Source organism: Paenibacillus sp. J22R98 (assembly GCF_059383835.1).
This window is the reverse complement of the sequence record NZ_JBXENW010000015.1, coordinates 39,172-56,773: the sequence shown is the minus strand read 5'-3', so window position 1 is coordinate 56,773 and position 17,602 is coordinate 39,172. Positions and strand designations below refer to the sequence as shown.

Genomic DNA, 17,602 nt, shown 5'->3' with positions numbered 1-17,602 from the left:
ATAACGCAAGCCCCTGATCCTGATCAGGGGCTTGTTTTCCATTAGTTAGCCAGCTATCTATAACCAAACTTGTCTCACTACCATATAGTAACTAGTAATAGTCACATCATATAAAGGAGGACGAGTTATGCCCATCTATGATTCCGGTCCGATTTGGAACGGCCAAGTTCCGCAGATCACAAGCCTTGCGATTTGTGTCTTCACGACCGACCGACAGCCTGCCGCCGCAGCCATCGAAGTCTATCAAATCGTGCCGTCCGGCTCCGGATCCGGCGAGAAAATCCCATATGTCATGAAGCTGGTATCGCTTAATCCGATCGGAGAGCCCAACTCCAGCTATACGCTGGACAATGTATATGCAGGTGTCAATGTCTTCGGCGTTCGTATTGAGACAAGCGGCATTGGGGGCAGTAACGTTGCTTTTACCGTTGGCGTCACTTGGGACCATGTTCACGTCGAGGATTACTTCCTCATTGGCAGATGCGAGTGACCGTTTTGCTGCATGAAAAAACAGTCCGTGGGTCGACATCCCCGGACTGTTTCTTTATGTGGCTATTCCGACTTACATATCCGCTCATGCAGAAAATCAACCAGATGCACGGCTTCCATCTTGCCGCTCATGCCATGCTTCTCGATGCCAAGCTTCATCTGCAGCAGACAGCCGGGATTGCTTGTGAGCAAGTAATGGGCGTCTGTTCGTTTCACATGGTCCATCTTATGATCCAGAATGTGGCCGGCCATCTCCGGCTGGGTCAAGTTATAAATGCCCGCCGAGCCGCAGCAGCGATCCGCCTCGTAGAGCTCGATGAACTCCGCATTCGCCACGCTGCGCATCAGCTTGCGCGGCGCTTCGGAGGAGCGCATCGCGTTGCGCAGATGGCAGGAATCCTGGTACGTGATGCGGACCTTGTCCGTGGAGGCGAAGCTAACGCCGCCTCCGCAGGAGCCGCCGCATCCGGCGGCAGCGGTTTCGGCCGCTGCCGCGCTGGCGGTTTCGGCCAAGCCCGAGCGAGGCTTCGCGCTGCCTCCGCCGCAGCTAGGCGCAGCGGCAGCCTTGCTCGCCGCCACGGCCAGCGTCGCCGCGTCCTGCAAGCGGCCGTGCTCCACGAGCAGCTTGCTCACATCAAGCGTGCGCTTCGCAAACCAAGCCGCGCCTTCCGCCCACTGCGGATCATCGTGCAGCAGGTGGTCGTATTCCACCAGCAGCGCGCCGCAGCCGCCGGCATTGGAAGCAATCCAATCGACGCCTGCGGATTGGAACGCCTTGATGTTGCGCTTGGCCAGCTCCTTCGCTCCTGCTTGCTCGCCGCTGTGCGCATGCAGCGCGCCGCAGCAATTTTGCGTCTCGGGAATGACGACGTCGAAGCCCGCTTCATTCAGCAGTTCAACCGTGTGCTTATTCGTTTCCGTGAACAACACATCCATAATGCAGCCCCGGAACAAGCCGACCGTTCCCACCCGCTCCCCTTTCGCCGGATGGTGGGAGCCGATTTGCTCAACCACGCCGCGATACGAAGCGTCCGGCAAGATGCTCTCCATCTGTCCCATATGAGCCGGAAACAGCTTCATGAAGCCAACGCCGCGAACGAGCTTGCGCAATCCCGACTGCTGATAGATTTGCAGCGCTCCCCCGAGCAGCCGCATCCGTTTCTGATGCGGAAACATGCCATCGAATGCGGTCTTCCGTGCCAGTTTTACCCACCACCGGTGGCTAGTCGTATGCTGCTCGATGGAGTCACGCGCCTGCTCCAGCAGCTGACCGTATTTTACATCCGCAGGGCATGCAGGCTCACATGCACGGCAGCCCAAACAATGATTCATCTGCGTTTCGAACGCATAGTCCGGATCCATGATTCCATCCGCCACGGCCTTCATCAGCGCGATTCGTCCACGCGGCGATTCCGCTTCGATGCCCGTTTCGCGGAAGGTCGGACATGCCGGCAAACAGAAGCCGCAGCGCATGCAATTGGTAAGCTGATCGTAATCGAGCGTACTCTTCAGCGTCGTAGCGAGCTCGCTGCACTTGCCGCCTTCCTTAGATTCCAGCAGGGAGACAAGAGAGTTAGCCATGGCCGAGCACCACCCTTTTGCGCGTGGATTTGGCGAACATTTTGCCCGGATTCAAGATGTTGTTCGGGTCAAAAGAAGTCTTGATCGCCCGCATAACCTCCATGCCTGCCGCGCCTACCTTCCACTCCAAATACGGAGCCTTCACTAGGCCAACGCCATGTTCGCCCGTGATCGTGCCACCGAGCGCAATGGCGGCCTCGAAGATTTCCTCGAACGCCAGCTCCACACGATGAATTTCATCCTTATCGCGCGCGTCCGTCGTAGCTGTCGGATGCAAATTGCCGTCTCCGGCATGGCCGAACGTGCAGATCGTCACGTTATGCCGCTCGGCAATCTCGTTGATGGCAAGCACCATCTCGGCGATCTTCGAACGCGGCACCGTCGCATCCTCCAGAATCGTCGTCGGACGCAGTCTCGCCAAAGCCGTAAAAGCACTCCGCCGCGCAGTCAACAGCTTCAGCGCCTCCGCTTCGTTCTCCGCAATGGAGACGCGTTCCGCATGCTCGCTGCGGCATATATCCGCGATCCGCGCAATATCCCGCTCCACCATCTCCGGATCGCCATCCTGCTCGATGAGCAGAATCGCGTCCATATCAAGCGGAAGCCCCAGCTTCGCAAAATCATCCACGACTCGAATCGTCGGATTATCGAGAAACTCCAGCGTCGCCGGAATAATGCGGTTCTCAATAATCTTCGAAACGGTGCGCGCCGCGCCATACAGATCCTTATACATCGCCAGCATCGTCTTCTTCGTCTTCGGCGGCGGGATCAGCTTCAGCGTCGCTTCCGTAATAACCGCAAGCGTACCTTCCGATCCGACCAGCAGCTTCGTCAAATCATAGCCGGCAACGTCCTTCATCAGCTTGCCGCCGGTACGAAGAATCTCGCCATTTGCGAGTACGGCTTCAAGGCCAATCACGTAATCCTTCGTCGTCCCATATTTCAAGCCGCGCAGTCCGCCGGAGCACTCGGCAATATTGCCGCCGATCGTCGAAATCGCCATGCTGCTCGGGTCCGGCGGATAGAACAGGCCAAGCTGCTCCACATGCGTAATAAACTGCTTCGTATTCAGGCCAGGCTGCACGGTAGCGGTGAGATTCTCGAGATCCACCTCAAGAATACGGTTCATGCGGTGCATGACCATGACAATTCCGCCGTGGACCGGTACGGTTCCGCCGCATAGATTCGTGCCGGAGCCGCGGCTGACAACCGGGATGCGGTGCTCCTGAAGCAGCTTCAATATGGCTGATACTTGCGCCGTATTCTCGGGATAAATGACGCCATCCGGCAGCGATTGCAGCATCGGCGTTCCGTCGTAGGAATGCGTAATTAACGATTCCGGATCGTCTTTGAACCACTGCTCGCCAACGATAGCGCGCAGCTTGATTTTGACCGTGTCATGAAGCATATAAGAGTTCCCCCCAGCGATAAATAGATCAGGTCGTCTGATGACTTTGCTTTGAAAAAAGTATATCATAAGATGGAGAAATGGAACATCGATAATTAGCCGTCATTTTGACGACGCCACCCGCTCAGGAGGATTCTCCCTATGAATATGAACGAACGCCCGCTCAAGAGTAATGAATGGGTTTCTCGCGAGCTTTATAATCGGATTACATCCGGTGCCATTCTTCCCGGCGACAAGCTTCCGTCCGTTGTTGACCTCGCCGCCGAATACGGCGTCGGTCGCTCTACTATTCGCGAAGCGCTAAGCGCGCTCAAAGCGAAAGGACTGCTCGATATTCGTCAAGGCGGCGGCACCTTCGTCAAATCGCCTGATCCCGGACTGCTCGAGGACAACTCGCCCGCCGCCCTCAAGGAAGACTGGCTGGATCGCGCCGATTCCCTGCTTCAACTGCTGGAGGTGCGCAAAGTGCTCGAAACCGGCTGCGCCGCACTAGCCGCTAAACATCGCAGCGCTGACGATCTTGCTGCCTTGCACGAGACGCTGCAGCAGATGGAGCAGCGGCTGCCTGATGAAGCCTTCAGCGAGCAGGCTGATGTCCGCTTGCATGAGCAAATCGCGGCCGCGACCCATAACCCGATGCTCATCGAGCTCATGAAGTCACTCTCGATCCGGCTGCATGAGAGCATGCGCGATACGCGTTCCCTCTGGTTCTATGCCGAACGTCAGTCCGCGCGCAGGCTGCTCGAAGAGCATAGCGCCCTCGTTGATGCGATCGAACAGCAGAATGAAGCACTCGCATCCTCGCGCATGGAGATTCATCTCGCCAAAGTCGAGCAGGTGCTGCGCGACAAAACCGGTACCCTCTAGCAAGCAGAGCATCGGTCAACAACAAAACCGGTACCCCATAGCGGAGATACCGGTTTTCGCTCTGCACATCCTATAGATCTTCTTCGATGACAGGTATACGCAGCACATTCGGATCGGTGAATATATCACATTCATCGCGGCTCGTGCTGGAAAACTCCGACACAATCGCGCCTTCGCTGCCCGCCTGGAACCAATGCTTCGTGCCAGGGGAGATGGTATATTGCTCGCCCGGATTCAGCTCAATCTCATGGAACACCGTGTAATACGGCTCACTGCCTGCCGGGACTTTCGCTTGAATTGCGGCAGCTGGCTCTCCTTCGACATAGAGCCACACTTTGCCGAATCGGCAGCGGAACGTTTCCAGCTTGCCGGGATCCGCACCAACCGGTGGATGCAGATGCTCAGGACAGGTTTGGCCGGCGAACAAAACAAGCTCCTTCGCGCAATAGCGATCATTATTAATATACGTAATGAGTTCGAGTCCTTGCGTTTCCAAATCCTCTAGTCCGAACGTTGCGACCTCTATATTGTCACGTTCCTCCGCTGTCAGCACAATACCGACTTGACCAAATAATTCCGCCGTCCGCTGCTGCGCGGCCCGCACTTCGCTTCTCTTCACGCTCATCCGCCTCCTTATGATTCGGCCATTCGCTTTCGTTTCACCGTTTCTCCCTTGGCCCATACCAAACGCCTTCTGCAGCTTGCCCCTCCGCCTCCGCAGTCACCGCGGCACTTGCACTACTCCAGCCTGGCAATGCCAGCGTCACCGCTTTTCTTTGCCAACCTGCCGCCATGCGCTGCTGCACGGTTTCCCATGCCGGAACGCCGCTCGTCGCATCCGCATGCTCTACATTGCTGGCACCAACCGCTACCGCGCCATTCAAGACCGCTTCAGGACTCAACCCCTTCAGCAATCCGGCTATGAAACCTGCAATCGTGCAATCCCCCGCACCGGTTGTCCCCACTACTTCGACCTCGAAGCATGGCACTAGCAGCTCGCGGTCCAGCCATGCATCTACATCCGTTGGTGCGCCAGCCCCCATTGCCGCCAGCTTCTCGCGATTGTCCGTTGTCCGCAAATAGAGACCGTGCTCGCCCAGCTTCAGCACAACTACGCTGACACCAAGGTCCAGCAGCTCTTGCGACAGTTGCCGTAGCAGCGAACCATCTGCAAAAGGCAGCAAATCATTCGTATCATGAACGGACAACAGCCGATCATACTCTTCACGCCTAAGCATATACAGAATCTCCTCGAAGCTGGGCAGGAACACATCAACGTTCGGCAGCGCTTTCACAAATACGCTTCGCCAGTCCGCCAATCCTGCCGGCGACTCCGGATCCGGTTTCGCCAAGTCCAGCGATACCGTGAGCCCTGCTTCCTTCACGCGCGACAACAGCTTCGCCAGCTCCGTTCCGCCATCCTCGTACATGTTCCGCATGAGCGGCGGGTAGCCAAAATGAAACAAACGCGCGCCTCGCAGCGCTTCGACAGGTAAATCATTGGCCGAATACGTATCGTTCGCCCCCGTGCAATGGAGGAAGATCCGGTCTATATTCGGCGGACTGATAACGAGCGAGTAGGAAGTGTGCTCACCTGCGGCGACTATCATCCCACCTGCAAGCTCTTGCCCGTACCCGCGCAGCACATTCATAATCGCTCCGCCGAACAAATCATCGCCGATCTTCCCCATCAGCTTGGTTCCTAAACCAAGCCGGTGCAGCGCAAGTCCCGTGTTTGACACAGCCCCGCCCGTTGAAATGACGGCAGCGCCAATATCCACCAGCTTGCCCGGAACGAGTATCGCCCCCATTCCGTCCTTCTTCGCCTGCATAGCAGGGATAACATCCAAACAAATATGTCCTGCCACTACGACTTCGACGACATTCATGTTTGCGCGTGCTGCGCTCAAGGTTAATCCCTCCAGTCGATCGATACGGTTTCTCCGGTGCGCTGCGATTCCAATGCCGCCGTAAACAAGAGGTGGCTGCCGTGCGCCTCTTCCGGGGTTGCGCAGTAAAATGGCTGCTTCATCCCAGCTTTGCCGCTGACAAGTTCATCGCAGAAGGCCGCCCACATTTGCAAAATCGAATCCGAAAACCCAAACTCGAAAATCCCGCCCGTAATCGTCCCATACGCCGACTTGTACGGTACATCCACCGTATGCCAGGCCTGCTGCTTACCCGGTGAATAAGGGAGCGATGCTACCTGCTTTGGATTTTTCGTGCTGAATTCCGCTGACATCTCCGTTCCTTGGATACGAATGAACCATGTATTGGCATGCCCCGGCGCAATACGTTTCGTCGATAGTACCATCGGGAATTCTTGATCAGCCGTCTCAACGTCGCAGGCTAAGATGGCATTATCCCAGGTTTCGCAAGGGACTTTATCGCCTTTGCCGTCCGGGCGTTCGGAAACAATTTTGCTCAGCAAAGCGCGAACGCTTCTCGGCTGCCAACCGAATCGCATCGGCAGGTGCAGCACGTGCATCCCCAGATCGCCCATACATCCATACTCGCCATTGGTCGCAATGCGGCGTTTCCAATTGATCGGCTTCGTTGGATCGAGGTCGCTCGAATGCCAGAAGCCTGCCTCCACTTCAATGATTCGTCCGAATTTGCCTTCATTCACCCACTGGATGATTTGATGTGCCCCGGGATAGAAAGGGAACTCCGATGAACAGCGGACAATCACCTCGGGATGTGCCACCAGCGCGGCATTAATGCGTGAATTCGCCTCTTTGTCGATACCGAAAGGTTTCTCCCCAAGCAAATGTTTGCCCGCGGCAATAATATCCACATAGATCTGCGCATGCAAATTATGCGGAACCGCGCAGTATACAGCTTCCACATCAGGATCGGACAGCAGATTCTTGTAGTCGGAATACACGCGTTCAACGCTTGGCACTTGGCGCTGAAACCACTCTGCCGCAGCCGGATTCGCATCGCATACCGCTACAATGCGAGGTTCGAATTCGACTCCCTCTAGGTGCAGCCATCTTGCCGCTGCACTTGCGAACTCCTTGCCCATCAACCCACAGCCGATGACGCCGAAACGAACGATCCGTCTGCTCATCCTACTTCGCACCCTCTCCGCCTAGAATAGCTAGTGCTTCGGATGCCGTGGCACCATGATGCACGATCGACATCAGTGCATTCGTCATCCCTGCCGGATTCGGATGCTGGATCACATTGCGTCCGTATACGATACCGGATGCGCCTTGATTCATGAGCTCCACCGTACGGTTCACGATTTCTTCGTCGCTTGCCCGGCCGCCGCCGCGAACCAGTACCGGTATTCCGGAGGCTACCTCAATAACGCGGCTATATTCCGTTACATCATCGCATGGATCTGCCTTAATGACATCCGCGCCAAGCTCTACGCCTTGGCGGACGAGCGGCATGATTTTGTTAATATCGCCGTCAACCATATAACCGCCTTTCGCCTCATTCGGCAGCATGACAAGCGGTTCAACCATAAGCGGCATCCCATATTTCTCACACTCGCTCTTCAGCAGCGAGATGTTCCGTACGCACTGATGGTGCAGCTCCGGTTGACCCGGCAGCAGCAGCAGGTTCACGCACACAGCGACGGCATCGAGCGCGACTGCCTTCTCAATCGCACGATCAACAAGCTCACTGAACAAGAAGCGAGGCAGTTCAGTACCATAGATATTCGCCGCATCCGTACGCAGTACAAGACCAGGCTTCTTCTTGCCCGGAACAGCCTGCAGCCACTTCGCTTGGCCAATGCTAAGTTGAATACAGTCCGGATTCGCTTGTACGATCGTTTCGATCGCCTGCTTCATATTCTCAATGCCCGAAAGGAAGGAAAACTCGTTGAAAAAGCCGTGATCTACCGCTACATCAAAACACTTTCCTTGCTCGCTAAACATCCGATTGAGACGTGGTGCTGCCGATGCCATATCTACCATTCCCCTCTGTTCTGTTGGAACAAATAATGTTCGTTTATAACATTATTCTATATGAGCTCCGTGCAGCTGTCTATCAAAATGTTTAAAACAAACAACTTTGCTGCCAACTACATTAAGCTTCCAGCAGCTGTACCCCGTTCTCGCTACATGCCTCAATCAACGATTGCTCCGGCAGCTGATCGCAAATGATGCGATGGATTGCTGACAGCGGAGCGAATGAGAACAGCTCCTTCGCCCCATATTTCGTATGATCGACAACGACATTAACCTCTGTCGCTTGCACGATAGCCGTCCGTTTAATTTCAGCTTCGTACATATTGGAGTTGCTAAAGCCATGATTTGCCGTTATCCCTGTAGCGCCGAGAAATACACGGTCAAATGCCATCTTCCCAATGGCCTCCACCGTTCCGGGCCCCACTAATGTTGACGTCGTTTCCAGCGCCATACCGCCTGTGACAACTGTGGTAATCCCGCGTTCTAGCAGCTCCAGCGCGATATTCAGCGCATTTGTCACTACCGTTATGTTCATGCCAGCCTTCAAATGCCGCGCGACATAGAGGGTAGTTGTACCCCCGTCAATAAATATCGAGTCGTTCTCACTCACCAGAGCTGCGGCTGCTCTGCCGATTCGATTCTTCTCCTCGGTCATGACGACGGACCGATCCTGCAGCGCTACATCCTTCGATGCCAATATCGCACCGCCGAAAGTCCGCTTTACGTAACCCGCCAGCTCCAGCTTCTCGAGATCACGACGAATCGTCATCTCTGTCACACCAAACGTTTCTTTAAGACCGGCGACCTTCACCTCGCCGCTGCTTTCCAGCATCCCGAGCAGCTGCTGCTGTCTCTCATTCATGCTCATCGACATCTCGTTCTCTCCTTTCCGCGCCGCTTTTAGCTAACGGTTAATTCCAATTCATAGACTAGCGATGCTCCCGGCTCCAGCATGAACAAGCTTCCTCGTTGCCGTTCAATTTCCATCCCTTCCACATCACAATTAGAAGGCTCTATGCCAAGAGCATGTACGCCGGCACCCGGCATCTTCCACTGCACCAGCTTCGGAAGGTTGTCGGTATTCCAGCTGAGTTTTACGGCAATTGGTGCATGATGTCCCCATGCAATCGGAAACGCCGGCTGATGGATGGTTACTGCAGCCCTATCACCCGCACGCTCAGCCAGTTCATGATAATACACACGCTCCGCATAGTCCGGATCCGGCGCATTCCAGCTGTCATAGCCCTCTACCGGAACTTCGGCTTCACGCGGCACAACCTTACCCCCATCCGGAAAATCAATCCGCGACTGCTCCGTCAGCAGCGGATAACCAAAATTCACATGATAAAGCATCATATGCGGGCAAGCTTTAAAGCCCGCATTCTCAACGACGTCGCGAATCGTAACCCGATTCTCGCCAAGCCTGCACCTGATTTCACGTCTCAGCCTTAGATGCCCGCCGAACATGGATGTTTCCTCCAGCGTTCCTGCGATACGCATCTCGTACTCGTCTCCTTCCCACCAGCCTTCGGCAACCACCTGCCTTGCAGCCGTATGATGCGCTCGGCCATGCAAACCATAGGATTGGCCATCTACTTGGCTTGGAGAACCCGCGCTTATGAGCCCGCAGGTCATTAGCAATCCACCCGAAGCGGTACGCAGCCAGCCTAATCCCTGATCATCATAGTGAGAAGGATGCACATCACCGTTCGCTGACTGCCAGGATAACGAGCCGCTACCGAATAATGCGGATGAAATATCCAATCCCTTGTCAGGCATAACATCAAACGATAAGCCTGCCCCTGTTCGAACGGACAGCACGGATGAACCTGCTTCATTGCCCTCTGTCAGCGTCAGTTTGCGAATCCCGCCAATTTGCTCGATTCGTCCAACTCTAGCTTCTATTTCCCTGCGTGTATATTGTCGTTCATGCAGCTGCATCGATTACACTCTCCTGTTCGATTCAAACATCGATTGTTCCTTATTCACATATTTTACTGGTTCACTACCTGTCTGTAAACCTAAGCCTACAGGTTGACAGCACAAAAAAGCGGTAAATCCCGTGATAGGATTTACCGCCATGCTTTCCGGCAGCTTAACCGCCGAATAGAACATCCAGTACCGGCTTCGTATGACCGCCCGGATACAAGAGATAAAGCAGCACATATACCGTAACACCGGTAATGGCCGTGAAGAACCAAATGATTGACGTAACGCGTCCCCATTTGCGATGTTTGGCGAAACGGCTCTTGAAGCCAAGCGTCAATGTAGTCAGTCCGAATACTGCACCTACTGTTGCCAGCACGATGTGGAAGAATAGGAATGTCAGATAGTAGGGCTTCAGTTCATCTGAGCCGCCCCAGTCTGTGTTGCCTACGAATATCGTACGCGATACGTAGATAATAAAGAAAAGCAAGGCAGATATAGCGCCTGCAATCATCACTTTCTTGTGAGACTCCAGCTTTCTCTTGATTGCCAGGCTCCAGCCGATTGCAACAAGAATCGCGCTAAGTGCGATAAAGGTAGTACTGATCGTAGGTAGTACCGTGTAAAGTGACAAGGAGCATCCCGTCCATTCATAAATAATCAATTAAACCTATCTATTAGTTAAGCGCACCGCTGTCCGGCAATTCGTCATCGGAATCAGCATGCTCTTTCTTATACCAATGGAAGAAGACATAGGCCAGAATCGCGCCGTACATGATTTCCTGAACAAGCTTCATGACAATACCGCCAAGCTGCTGATCCTCGGTTTGTCCCATTAGATTGAAGAAGGTTGGTCCTTTGAAGCTGGCCAGCAGAGCGCTTGGATCGCCGGATACGCAGTAACCCATCGCTTGCGCCCATACTTCCGGGTCATTATAAGTGGCATACATCGTATGGCTCGCGAAAATAATAAGCGCGCATGCAGGTGTAAGCAGCATCCCGCTAGCGAAGATATACGCCATCTTGCGTACATCCGTCAGACGGTTCCACTCCGGTATTGGGCAAGTGATTTGCCACCACATCATAAACGAAGTGACAAGTAATACCATGTAATAGATTCGGTGGATCAGAAAATGCGTCATCACGTAATCATGTACAGCCGGAACGTGATAGACCGAGAACAACATGTTAAACACCACGAGTGTAAAGATCGGATTCATCAAGGACCGATATTTCGACCAGAACGGTCTCTCAAATACGTAACGCCATATATATCCAGGAATGCCGAGCAGCAATAGCGGCGGAGCAATTAAATACGAAAGTGACATATTCACCATGTGGAACGTGAACATGAGATGACCGAGCAATTCAAGCGGCCCGCCTTGTGCTAAGTAATACAGCACCATTCCGATCACGAACCATGTTTTCTGCATCGCCGTGACACGAGGTTCATTGGGCGCATGTTTTTCCTTCCAAGGGCCAGCCAAGTAGAAATAGAGAATAACCAATGCTGTCATAAAGAAGAAAAACCACGGGCTCCATAACTCTTCAAAGCTGAAATATTGCAATCCGAGCATGATGGTACCCCTTTCCATTCACACATACATTTACAACAAAAGAGGGGGCCAACTAGGACCTCCCTCTCTTCAATTTAGAACCGTATTACCACCAAGCCCAATATTCGGCCATGATGACAATCGTGAATACGACGAACACACCCATTAGAATACCGACAATCGCGAAAACATGACCGCGGTCTTTCATGTGCATCCAGAAGCCCATTTGAATGAAGACTTGCAGAAGCGCCATCAGAACCAGCGTGATGTAGATAAACGAAGTGTTAACCTCGCCTGCAGCTACCATTGCGAATGCAATGACAGTCAGCAGAATCGAGAAGATAAAAGCAATGATATGCTTCTTAGGACCTTCGTGTTTATGGTGTTTCTTCTCTTCGGCAGCAGAATGTTGACCAGCCATTCGTTAGCCCACCTTTCCCATCAAGTACACGACGGTGAAGATGAATACCCACACAACGTCGATAAAGTGCCAGTACATACCGGCAACATATATCTTAGGAGCAGTTACGACATTTAGACCTTTTTTGAAGATCTGCGCGATCAGAATCGAAATCCAGAGAACCCCGAACAATACGTGAGCCCCGTGGAATCCGACAAGCGTATAGAACGATGTACTGAATGCGCTGGTTGAGAACTTATGACCTTCGTGAACGTAATGCGTGAACTCATAAATCTCTAGGCCCAAGAATGCAAGACCGAAGAGTACTGTGATAACGAGCCACCATACCATCGACTTCACTTTGTTCGTGTGCATCGATTGAATCGCGAACACGCTAGTCAATGAGGATGTTAACAAGATGAACGTTGCGATCGCAACGGTTTTAAGATCGAACAACTCCATTGGAGTTGGGTTGCCGTCGCCGACTTGATGACGAAGTGCCAGGTACGCCGAGAACAGCGTACCGAACAATACCGTTTCACCGCCTAGGAACAGCCAGAAACCAAGAACTTTATTACGTCCCTCGAGGGTTGCTTTTTCCGGCTCATGAGGGAGTTGGCCGTCTACGTGTGTATGTCCGCTCATGCTTTAACCCCCTTATTCCCTTGAATCTCATCCACTTCGATATGGAAGCCATGATCGTCATACACCGAACGCAAGAACATGCATGCAAGTGTAATGAGCATTCCGAATATAGCGACAATGTGATGATTTAAAATATACGCCCAAGCGCCAGTACCGTAATCGCCTTTCGCGTACATGAATCCTAGACCTGCAATGAAAAGGCCAACGGCCATGAAGAGCGGCAGAATAGATGGTGATGGCATATGGATAGGACCAAGCGGTTCAGCCGGGATCATTTCCTTTTTGCCGTCCATTTTTTCTTTCCAGTAAGCATCATATCCGCGAACGAGCGGAGTTTGTGCAAAGTTGAACTCTGGTGCTGGAGAAGGAATCGTCCATTCCAGTGTACGTCCATCTTCCCAAGGATCATTACTTGCATTACGTGGTTTCATCGAAGTAATTACAACGTTAATCAAGAACATGATTGTACCAACACCCATCAGCATTGCGCCGACTGTACTGATCATATTCAGGTTGTTAAAGCCCAAACCGTCTAGGTATGTCCATACACGACGCGGCATCCCCATCAAACCAAGGAAATGCTGTACGAAGAATGTAAGGTGGAAGCCGATGAAGAATGTCCAGAACATGATTTTACCGAGTGTTTCGTTAAGCATGCGACCGAACATTTTAGGCCACCAGTAGTACAGACCGGAGAAAAGACCCATGATCAAACCACCAACGATAACGTAGTGGAAATGGGCAACTACGAAGTACGAATCGTGATATTGGAAGTCAGCTGGTGCAGCTGCAAGCATAACGCCTGTTACGCCACCCATTACGAATGTCGGAACGAAGCCTACTGCGAACAGATTAGCCGTTGTGAAACGGATCGAGCCGCCCCACATCGTAAACAACCAGTTGAAGATTTTGATACCTGTCGGAACCGCGATCAACATCGTTGCAATGGAGAACAATGCGTTCGCAACCGGGCCAAGACCCGTTGTGAACATATGATGCGCCCAAACCATGAAGCCCAAGAAACCGATCAATACTGTTGCAAATACCATGGAGCTGTAACCGAACAACCGTTTACGCGAGAATACGCTGATGACTTCGGAGATAACCCCGAACGCAGGCAGGATCAAGATGTAAACCTCAGGATGTCCGAATATCCAGAAGATATGCTCCCATAGTACTGCATTACCGCCGTTGGTCGGTTCGAAGAAGTTACCGCTGAATACGCGGTCAAACATCATCGCTACTAAGCCAACTGTCAGCGCAGGGAAAGCGAACAAGATAAGCGCCGAAGTAATGAACGCGGTCCATGTAAACATTGGCATACGCATGAAGCTCATTCCCGGTGCACGCATGTTAATAATTGTTGCCAAGAAGTTAATACCGCCAACCAACGTTCCGATACCGGCGATTTGAAGACCGATAACATAATAATCGAGACCGTGCGTTGAGCTATAAGTCGATGTCGAAAGTGGTGCGTATGCTGTCCATCCTGCATCAGGTGCGCCGCCAGCAAACCAGCTGACGTTTAGCAGAACGCCCCCTGCGAAGAATGTCCAGAAACCAATTGCGTTAACGAACGGGAATGCAACGTCCCGCGCGCCGATTTGCAACGGCACGATCGCATTCATCAAGGCGAATATGATCGGCATCGCTGCAAGGAAGATCATTGTTGTACCGTGCATCGTAAGTAATTCGTTGAACGTATGCGCCGCTACGAAATCATTTAACGGCTTCCATAGCTGAATCCGAATCAGGAGTGCTTCCAATCCGCCAACCAGGAAGAAGAATCCGCCCGATAACAGATACAGAATGCCGATTTTTTTATGGTCAACGGTTGTCAGCCAATCCATCAGGCCACTATACCGTTTAACCGCATGTCCGTGAGCCAAAGTAGGTACCTCCTTCATTCCGTAAGTAATTAATATTCTAGCTTCAAGCCTGCCAGGTATTTCGCGATGGCATCGACTTGGTCTTGGGTCAAGTCAACCTTAGGCATCAACGTGCCCGGTTTTACTTTCTGTGGATCGGAGATCCATCTCTTCAGGTTCTCTTCAACCGTGCCTTCGTTCGCGTACTCCGCTTGGTCAGTATTGACCAGAATACCCGCTACCGATTGACGGCTTCCGACACCTGTCAAGTTCGGATAAATTTGTCCGCCGTTACCGCCGATTGCGTGGCAGGACAAGCACTGTTTATTGAGCAGTTCCGCAATTTCCTGATTCTCAGGAAGCGCGACCGGATTCTTCATAGCAGCTACCCAGCGGTCAAACGAAGCGTGGTCTACAACCTTCACTTTGAAATCCATCAAGGAGTGAGACGGTCCGCAGAGCTCGGCACATTTGCCTAGGTAAACACCTGTCTTCGGTGCTTTAAAGTACATGATGTTCACGTTACCGCCTGGATTCGTATCTGTTTTACCAGCTAGCGATGGAATCCAGAAAGAGTGAAGCACATCAGCTGTTTTCGCTTCGATCGAGATAACCGCATCGTTAGGGATGAGCAGCTCTTGTGCTGTCTTCACACCAAGGTTCGGATATTCGAACTCCCACCAGTATTGGTGAGCTGTAACTTTAACTTGTATTGCAGCAGGATCCTTGGTGTAGTCCTTCGCGAGCCCGAAGACGGACTTAACTGTTGGAACGCCGAGGATGATCAGCAGGATAATCGGAATGACTGTCCAAATAATCTCCAGCTTGTGGTTCCCTTCCACTTGAACAGGGATCGATTTGTCGCCTGGACGACGGCGAAAGCGAATAATTACATAAACTGCAATAGCGAAAACGACTAGAACGACCCCGATCATGATCCAGATCGTTAATTTCATTAGTCCGTACTGTTCTTCGGCAACCGGCCCTTGCGGTCTAAGCGTCGACAAGTCAGCTCGTCCGCAAGCTGACAGCAGCAACACCATTCCGGCAAGAAGCGGCATTAGCCGTTTTAGAACGTGCCACCGATTCATCATCAATCAACCCCACTTTTTACGTTTTCGCAGCTGCCGTAGATGGCGCAAAAAGCGGCTGTGCTGCGTGAAATCCTAGATGTTTAGACAACTTCTTCAATCTAATCACTTTATTAAATATAAAGTTGAAGGTGGTATTTGTCAATGTTCCCAGGCGTGTTCACAAATTGTTCTCATACCAGTAAAATCGCCGATTTTTACGGTTTTGCCGCTTGCCATTTTACCGTTTTGAACCACCATGTCTATCCTACATTGTGTGCAAAAACCATGGTTCTTTATGTATCGAAATAGCATGCATATTTGTTTCGCGCTAGCCCATCCTAAAGCTAGGTTAATGAAAGGAGCTACCCTTAATGAAAAAGCGAGCAGCATATCGTTTATTTCTCATTTTGATTGCCGCCTGTGCAATGGTAACCGTCATGGCCTTAAGCGGCTGCAATTACGAACGCCACGTTCAGAACAGCACGTTCGATTACGGCTCCAAGAAGAAAGGCGATCCCAAAATGCTCGGCAGCCGGATGTATGGCACCATGAGCGGATTGCCGGGACAGCACGACAATGCCTGGTTTGAATACAGCTCCCTCATTTCGAATGACGTGTCCAATATTAACGGTGTTGCCGGTGCGATCGTCATGCTTACCGATAAGAACGCCTATGTCGCAATTACAACAGACTGGACTGCAACAGGCACGCGCAAAACAGGCGGTCCCAGAGAGCAAAATAACGGCGGGACAACCGAAGGCGTCTATAATGTAGATAACGGCAGCCCTTATTGGAACAACCAAAGGGTCGCAACGCCATACAACTCTGCACTCACCATCAACGATCACAATGAAATTTCCGGCGAGTTGAAACAAACGATTGCGATTCACGTGCGCAAGCTGGCTCCGGCGGTTCAGGAAGTTCATATCTCGGCGAACAAAGAGTTCAACAACCATATGGTTCAATACGCGCAGGAAGCATGGGCGGGACACTCCCTCACGCCATGGCTCCCTTCATTTAATACGCTCGTACAGCATCAATTCGTAGGCGGAGACAAAGTACCCGAACCGATCGACAGCCAGCTTCGATCATCTCGAGCTCACATGAACCAATAATAATGATTTTGTTAATATGGACTGGCGGACTGAAGCGCAGTATGCGTTTCAGTCCTCTTTTGCGAGTGAAAAATCGCCTCTATATAATGAAGGAAAAATTCACGCCTGCATGATTCACTAGCATTAGTGTGCTCAATATATGGGTATGGCAGTCCCCTTGACAAACTGGCCCAAAACATTTATCTTTAAATTAAGATATTAAGTATTAAGACAAAAATCTACATCATTCGAGGTGAAAATCATGTCTGCCGAGACCGATCAAGAATTGCATCTCTTCATTATATTGTCTCGTGCTCATCAGTGGGTTAGCGCTCATGTTCATCAGGATATTCGTAAGCACGGCCTCAACCCAACTGAGTTTGGCGTTCTCGAGCTTCTCTATCATAAGGGCGAACAGCCGCTGCAGCAGATTGGCGAGAAGATCCTCATGACGAGCGGCAACATTACTTATGTCATCGACAAGCTTGTTTCCAAAGGATTGGCACACCGTAAAGCATGCCCTACAGATCGTCGTGTCATTTACGCTGAAATTACAGACCAAGGCAAGCAATTTCTCGCAGATGTGTTTCCGAGTCATCGTGAGGTTATTTCCAATGCAGTGAGTGGTTTAACAACGGAAGAACAAGAGCAAGCGATTCATTTATTGAAGAAACTAGGTATCGCGGCACAGAGCAGCTATGCATAGCGCTTTGTAATAGCTAGCATGCGGAACAAATATCTTAATATTAAGAAACTTTATATTTTTATT

Annotated in this window: 18 protein-coding genes; 4 read left to right on the top strand and 14 right to left on the bottom strand. The window is 51.9% G+C overall.

Annotated features, from left to right (window positions below):
- Nucleotides 1–127 precede the first annotated feature (127 nt).
- Nucleotides 128–490, top strand: a complete 363-nt coding sequence (locus AC50Y3_RS28375; protein WP_494822066.1) for a hypothetical protein — start codon at nt 128–130, stop codon at nt 488–490.
- Between the two features lie 62 nt (nt 491–552).
- Here AC50Y3_RS28375 and AC50Y3_RS28370 read toward each other — a convergent pair whose 3' ends face one another.
- Entirely contained in the window at nt 553–2,070 is a 1,518-nt protein-coding gene (locus AC50Y3_RS28370; RefSeq protein ID WP_494822065.1) for a (Fe-S)-binding protein, read from the bottom strand.
- Nucleotides 2,063–3,478, bottom strand: a complete 1,416-nt coding sequence (gene glcD, locus AC50Y3_RS28365) for a glycolate oxidase subunit GlcD (RefSeq protein WP_494822064.1) — start codon at nt 3,476–3,478, stop codon at nt 2,063–2,065. The genes AC50Y3_RS28370 and glcD overlap by 8 nt, the downstream gene beginning before the upstream one ends.
- Before the next feature lie 141 nt (nt 3,479–3,619).
- Here glcD and AC50Y3_RS28360 point away from each other — a divergent pair, with 141 nt between their 5' ends.
- Entirely contained in the window at nt 3,620–4,345 is a 726-nt protein-coding gene (locus AC50Y3_RS28360; RefSeq protein WP_494822063.1) for a FadR/GntR family transcriptional regulator, read from the top strand.
- 70 nt (nt 4,346–4,415) lie between these two features.
- On the opposite strand, the gene AC50Y3_RS28355 is transcribed toward AC50Y3_RS28360, so the two are convergent.
- The 12 genes from AC50Y3_RS28355 to coxB all read right to left on the bottom strand — a co-directional run bounded on the left by AC50Y3_RS28355 (nt 4,416) and on the right by coxB (nt 15,760).
- Nucleotides 4,416–4,970 (bottom strand): D-lyxose/D-mannose family sugar isomerase, encoded by a 555-nt coding sequence (locus tag AC50Y3_RS28355; RefSeq protein ID WP_494822089.1) that lies wholly within the window; start codon nt 4,968–4,970, stop codon nt 4,416–4,418.
- 34 nt (nt 4,971–5,004) lie between these two features.
- On the bottom strand, nt 5,005–6,255 hold the full coding sequence (locus tag AC50Y3_RS28350; RefSeq protein WP_494822062.1) for a carbohydrate kinase family protein: 1,251 nt from the start codon (nt 6,253–6,255) through the stop codon (nt 5,005–5,007).
- A 2-nt stretch (nt 6,256–6,257) separates the two neighbouring features.
- Nucleotides 6,258–7,418, bottom strand: coding sequence for a Gfo/Idh/MocA family protein (locus AC50Y3_RS28345; protein WP_494822061.1), 1,161 nt, complete (start codon nt 7,416–7,418; stop codon nt 6,258–6,260).
- A gap of 1 nt (nt 7,419) precedes the next feature.
- Nucleotides 7,420–8,268: a class I fructose-bisphosphate aldolase gene (locus tag AC50Y3_RS28340; RefSeq protein WP_494822060.1), complete on the bottom strand. Its 849-nt coding sequence runs from the start codon at nt 8,266–8,268 to the stop codon at nt 7,420–7,422.
- Nucleotides 8,269–8,389: 121 nt separating this feature from the next.
- Complete coding sequence (locus tag AC50Y3_RS28335) at nt 8,390–9,145, bottom strand: DeoR/GlpR family DNA-binding transcription regulator (protein ID WP_494822059.1); 756 nt, start codon at nt 9,143–9,145, stop codon at nt 8,390–8,392.
- Between the two features lie 26 nt (nt 9,146–9,171).
- Nucleotides 9,172–10,212: an aldose 1-epimerase family protein gene (locus AC50Y3_RS28330; protein WP_494822058.1), complete on the bottom strand. Its 1,041-nt coding sequence runs from the start codon at nt 10,210–10,212 to the stop codon at nt 9,172–9,174.
- Between the two features lie 154 nt (nt 10,213–10,366).
- The gene (locus AC50Y3_RS28325; RefSeq protein WP_494822057.1) at nt 10,367–10,831 is read right to left on the bottom strand and encodes a DUF420 domain-containing protein; all 465 of its coding nucleotides are present in this window, start codon (nt 10,829–10,831) and stop codon (nt 10,367–10,369) included.
- A 43-nt stretch (nt 10,832–10,874) separates the two neighbouring features.
- The gene (ctaG, locus tag AC50Y3_RS28320) at nt 10,875–11,774 is read right to left on the bottom strand and encodes a cytochrome c oxidase assembly factor CtaG (protein ID WP_494822056.1); all 900 of its coding nucleotides are present in this window, start codon (nt 11,772–11,774) and stop codon (nt 10,875–10,877) included.
- A gap of 85 nt (nt 11,775–11,859) precedes the next feature.
- Entirely contained in the window at nt 11,860–12,174 is a 315-nt protein-coding gene (locus tag AC50Y3_RS28315; protein WP_494822055.1) for a cytochrome C oxidase subunit IV family protein, read from the bottom strand.
- Nucleotides 12,175–12,177: 3 nt separating this feature from the next.
- On the bottom strand, nt 12,178–12,798 hold the full coding sequence (locus tag AC50Y3_RS28310) for a cytochrome (ubi)quinol oxidase subunit III (RefSeq protein ID WP_494822054.1): 621 nt from the start codon (nt 12,796–12,798) through the stop codon (nt 12,178–12,180).
- Entirely contained in the window at nt 12,795–14,705 is a 1,911-nt protein-coding gene (ctaD, locus tag AC50Y3_RS28305) for a cytochrome c oxidase subunit I (RefSeq protein WP_494822053.1), read from the bottom strand. Before ctaD ends, AC50Y3_RS28310 begins: the two co-directional genes overlap by 4 nt.
- An 11-nt stretch (nt 14,706–14,716) precedes the next feature.
- Entirely contained in the window at nt 14,717–15,760 is a 1,044-nt protein-coding gene (gene coxB, locus AC50Y3_RS28300) for a cytochrome c oxidase subunit II (RefSeq protein ID WP_494822052.1), read from the bottom strand.
- A gap of 350 nt (nt 15,761–16,110) precedes the next feature.
- Between coxB and AC50Y3_RS28295 the strand changes: the two genes are divergently transcribed.
- Together AC50Y3_RS28295 and AC50Y3_RS28290 are read left to right on the top strand one after the other, a co-directional pair.
- A complete protein-coding gene (locus AC50Y3_RS28295) occupies nt 16,111–16,854 on the top strand; it encodes a hypothetical protein (RefSeq protein ID WP_494822051.1) in 744 nt (247 codons plus the stop codon).
- A 241-nt stretch (nt 16,855–17,095) separates the two neighbouring features.
- Nucleotides 17,096–17,539 carry a MarR family winged helix-turn-helix transcriptional regulator gene (locus AC50Y3_RS28290; RefSeq protein WP_494822050.1) on the top strand — a complete coding sequence of 148 codons (444 nt, stop codon included), beginning with the start codon at nt 17,096–17,098 and terminating at the stop codon, nt 17,537–17,539.
- Nucleotides 17,540–17,602: the final 63 nt, after the last annotated feature.

Excerpts from the sequence above, each read along its gene's own strand:
- AC50Y3_RS28295 (WP_494822051.1), top strand. The coding sequence starts at position 16,111 with ATGAAAAAGCGAGCAGCATATCGTTTATTTCTCATTTTGATTGCCGCC.
- AC50Y3_RS28360 (WP_494822063.1), top strand. The coding sequence starts at position 3,620 with ATGAATATGAACGAACGCCCGCTCAAGAGTAATGAATGGGTTTCTCGC.
- glcD (WP_494822064.1), bottom strand. The coding sequence starts at position 3,478 with ATGCTTCATGACACGGTCAAAATCAAGCTGCGCGCTATCGTTGGCGAG.
- AC50Y3_RS28335 (WP_494822059.1), bottom strand. The coding sequence starts at position 9,145 with ATGTCGATGAGCATGAATGAGAGACAGCAGCAGCTGCTCGGGATGCTG.
- AC50Y3_RS28290 (WP_494822050.1), top strand. The coding sequence starts at position 17,096 with ATGTCTGCCGAGACCGATCAAGAATTGCATCTCTTCATTATATTGTCT.
- ctaD (WP_494822053.1), bottom strand. The coding sequence starts at position 14,705 with ATGAAGGAGGTACCTACTTTGGCTCACGGACATGCGGTTAAACGGTAT.
- AC50Y3_RS28345 (WP_494822061.1), bottom strand. The coding sequence starts at position 7,418 with ATGAGCAGACGGATCGTTCGTTTCGGCGTCATCGGCTGTGGGTTGATG.
- AC50Y3_RS28340 (WP_494822060.1), bottom strand. The coding sequence starts at position 8,268 with ATGGCATCGGCAGCACCACGTCTCAATCGGATGTTTAGCGAGCAAGGA.
- AC50Y3_RS28330 (WP_494822058.1), bottom strand. The coding sequence starts at position 10,212 with ATGCAGCTGCATGAACGACAATATACACGCAGGGAAATAGAAGCTAGA.
- AC50Y3_RS28310 (WP_494822054.1), bottom strand. The coding sequence starts at position 12,798 with ATGAGCGGACATACACACGTAGACGGCCAACTCCCTCATGAGCCGGAA.
- AC50Y3_RS28355 (WP_494822089.1), bottom strand. The coding sequence starts at position 4,970 with ATGAGCGTGAAGAGAAGCGAAGTGCGGGCCGCGCAGCAGCGGACGGCG.
- ctaG (WP_494822056.1), bottom strand. The coding sequence starts at position 11,774 with ATGCTCGGATTGCAATATTTCAGCTTTGAAGAGTTATGGAGCCCGTGG.
- AC50Y3_RS28315 (WP_494822055.1), bottom strand. The coding sequence starts at position 12,174 with ATGGCTGGTCAACATTCTGCTGCCGAAGAGAAGAAACACCATAAACAC.
- coxB (WP_494822052.1), bottom strand. The coding sequence starts at position 15,760 with ATGATGAATCGGTGGCACGTTCTAAAACGGCTAATGCCGCTTCTTGCC.
- AC50Y3_RS28370 (WP_494822065.1), bottom strand. The coding sequence starts at position 2,070 with ATGGCTAACTCTCTTGTCTCCCTGCTGGAATCTAAGGAAGGCGGCAAG.
- AC50Y3_RS28375 (WP_494822066.1), top strand. The coding sequence starts at position 128 with ATGCCCATCTATGATTCCGGTCCGATTTGGAACGGCCAAGTTCCGCAG.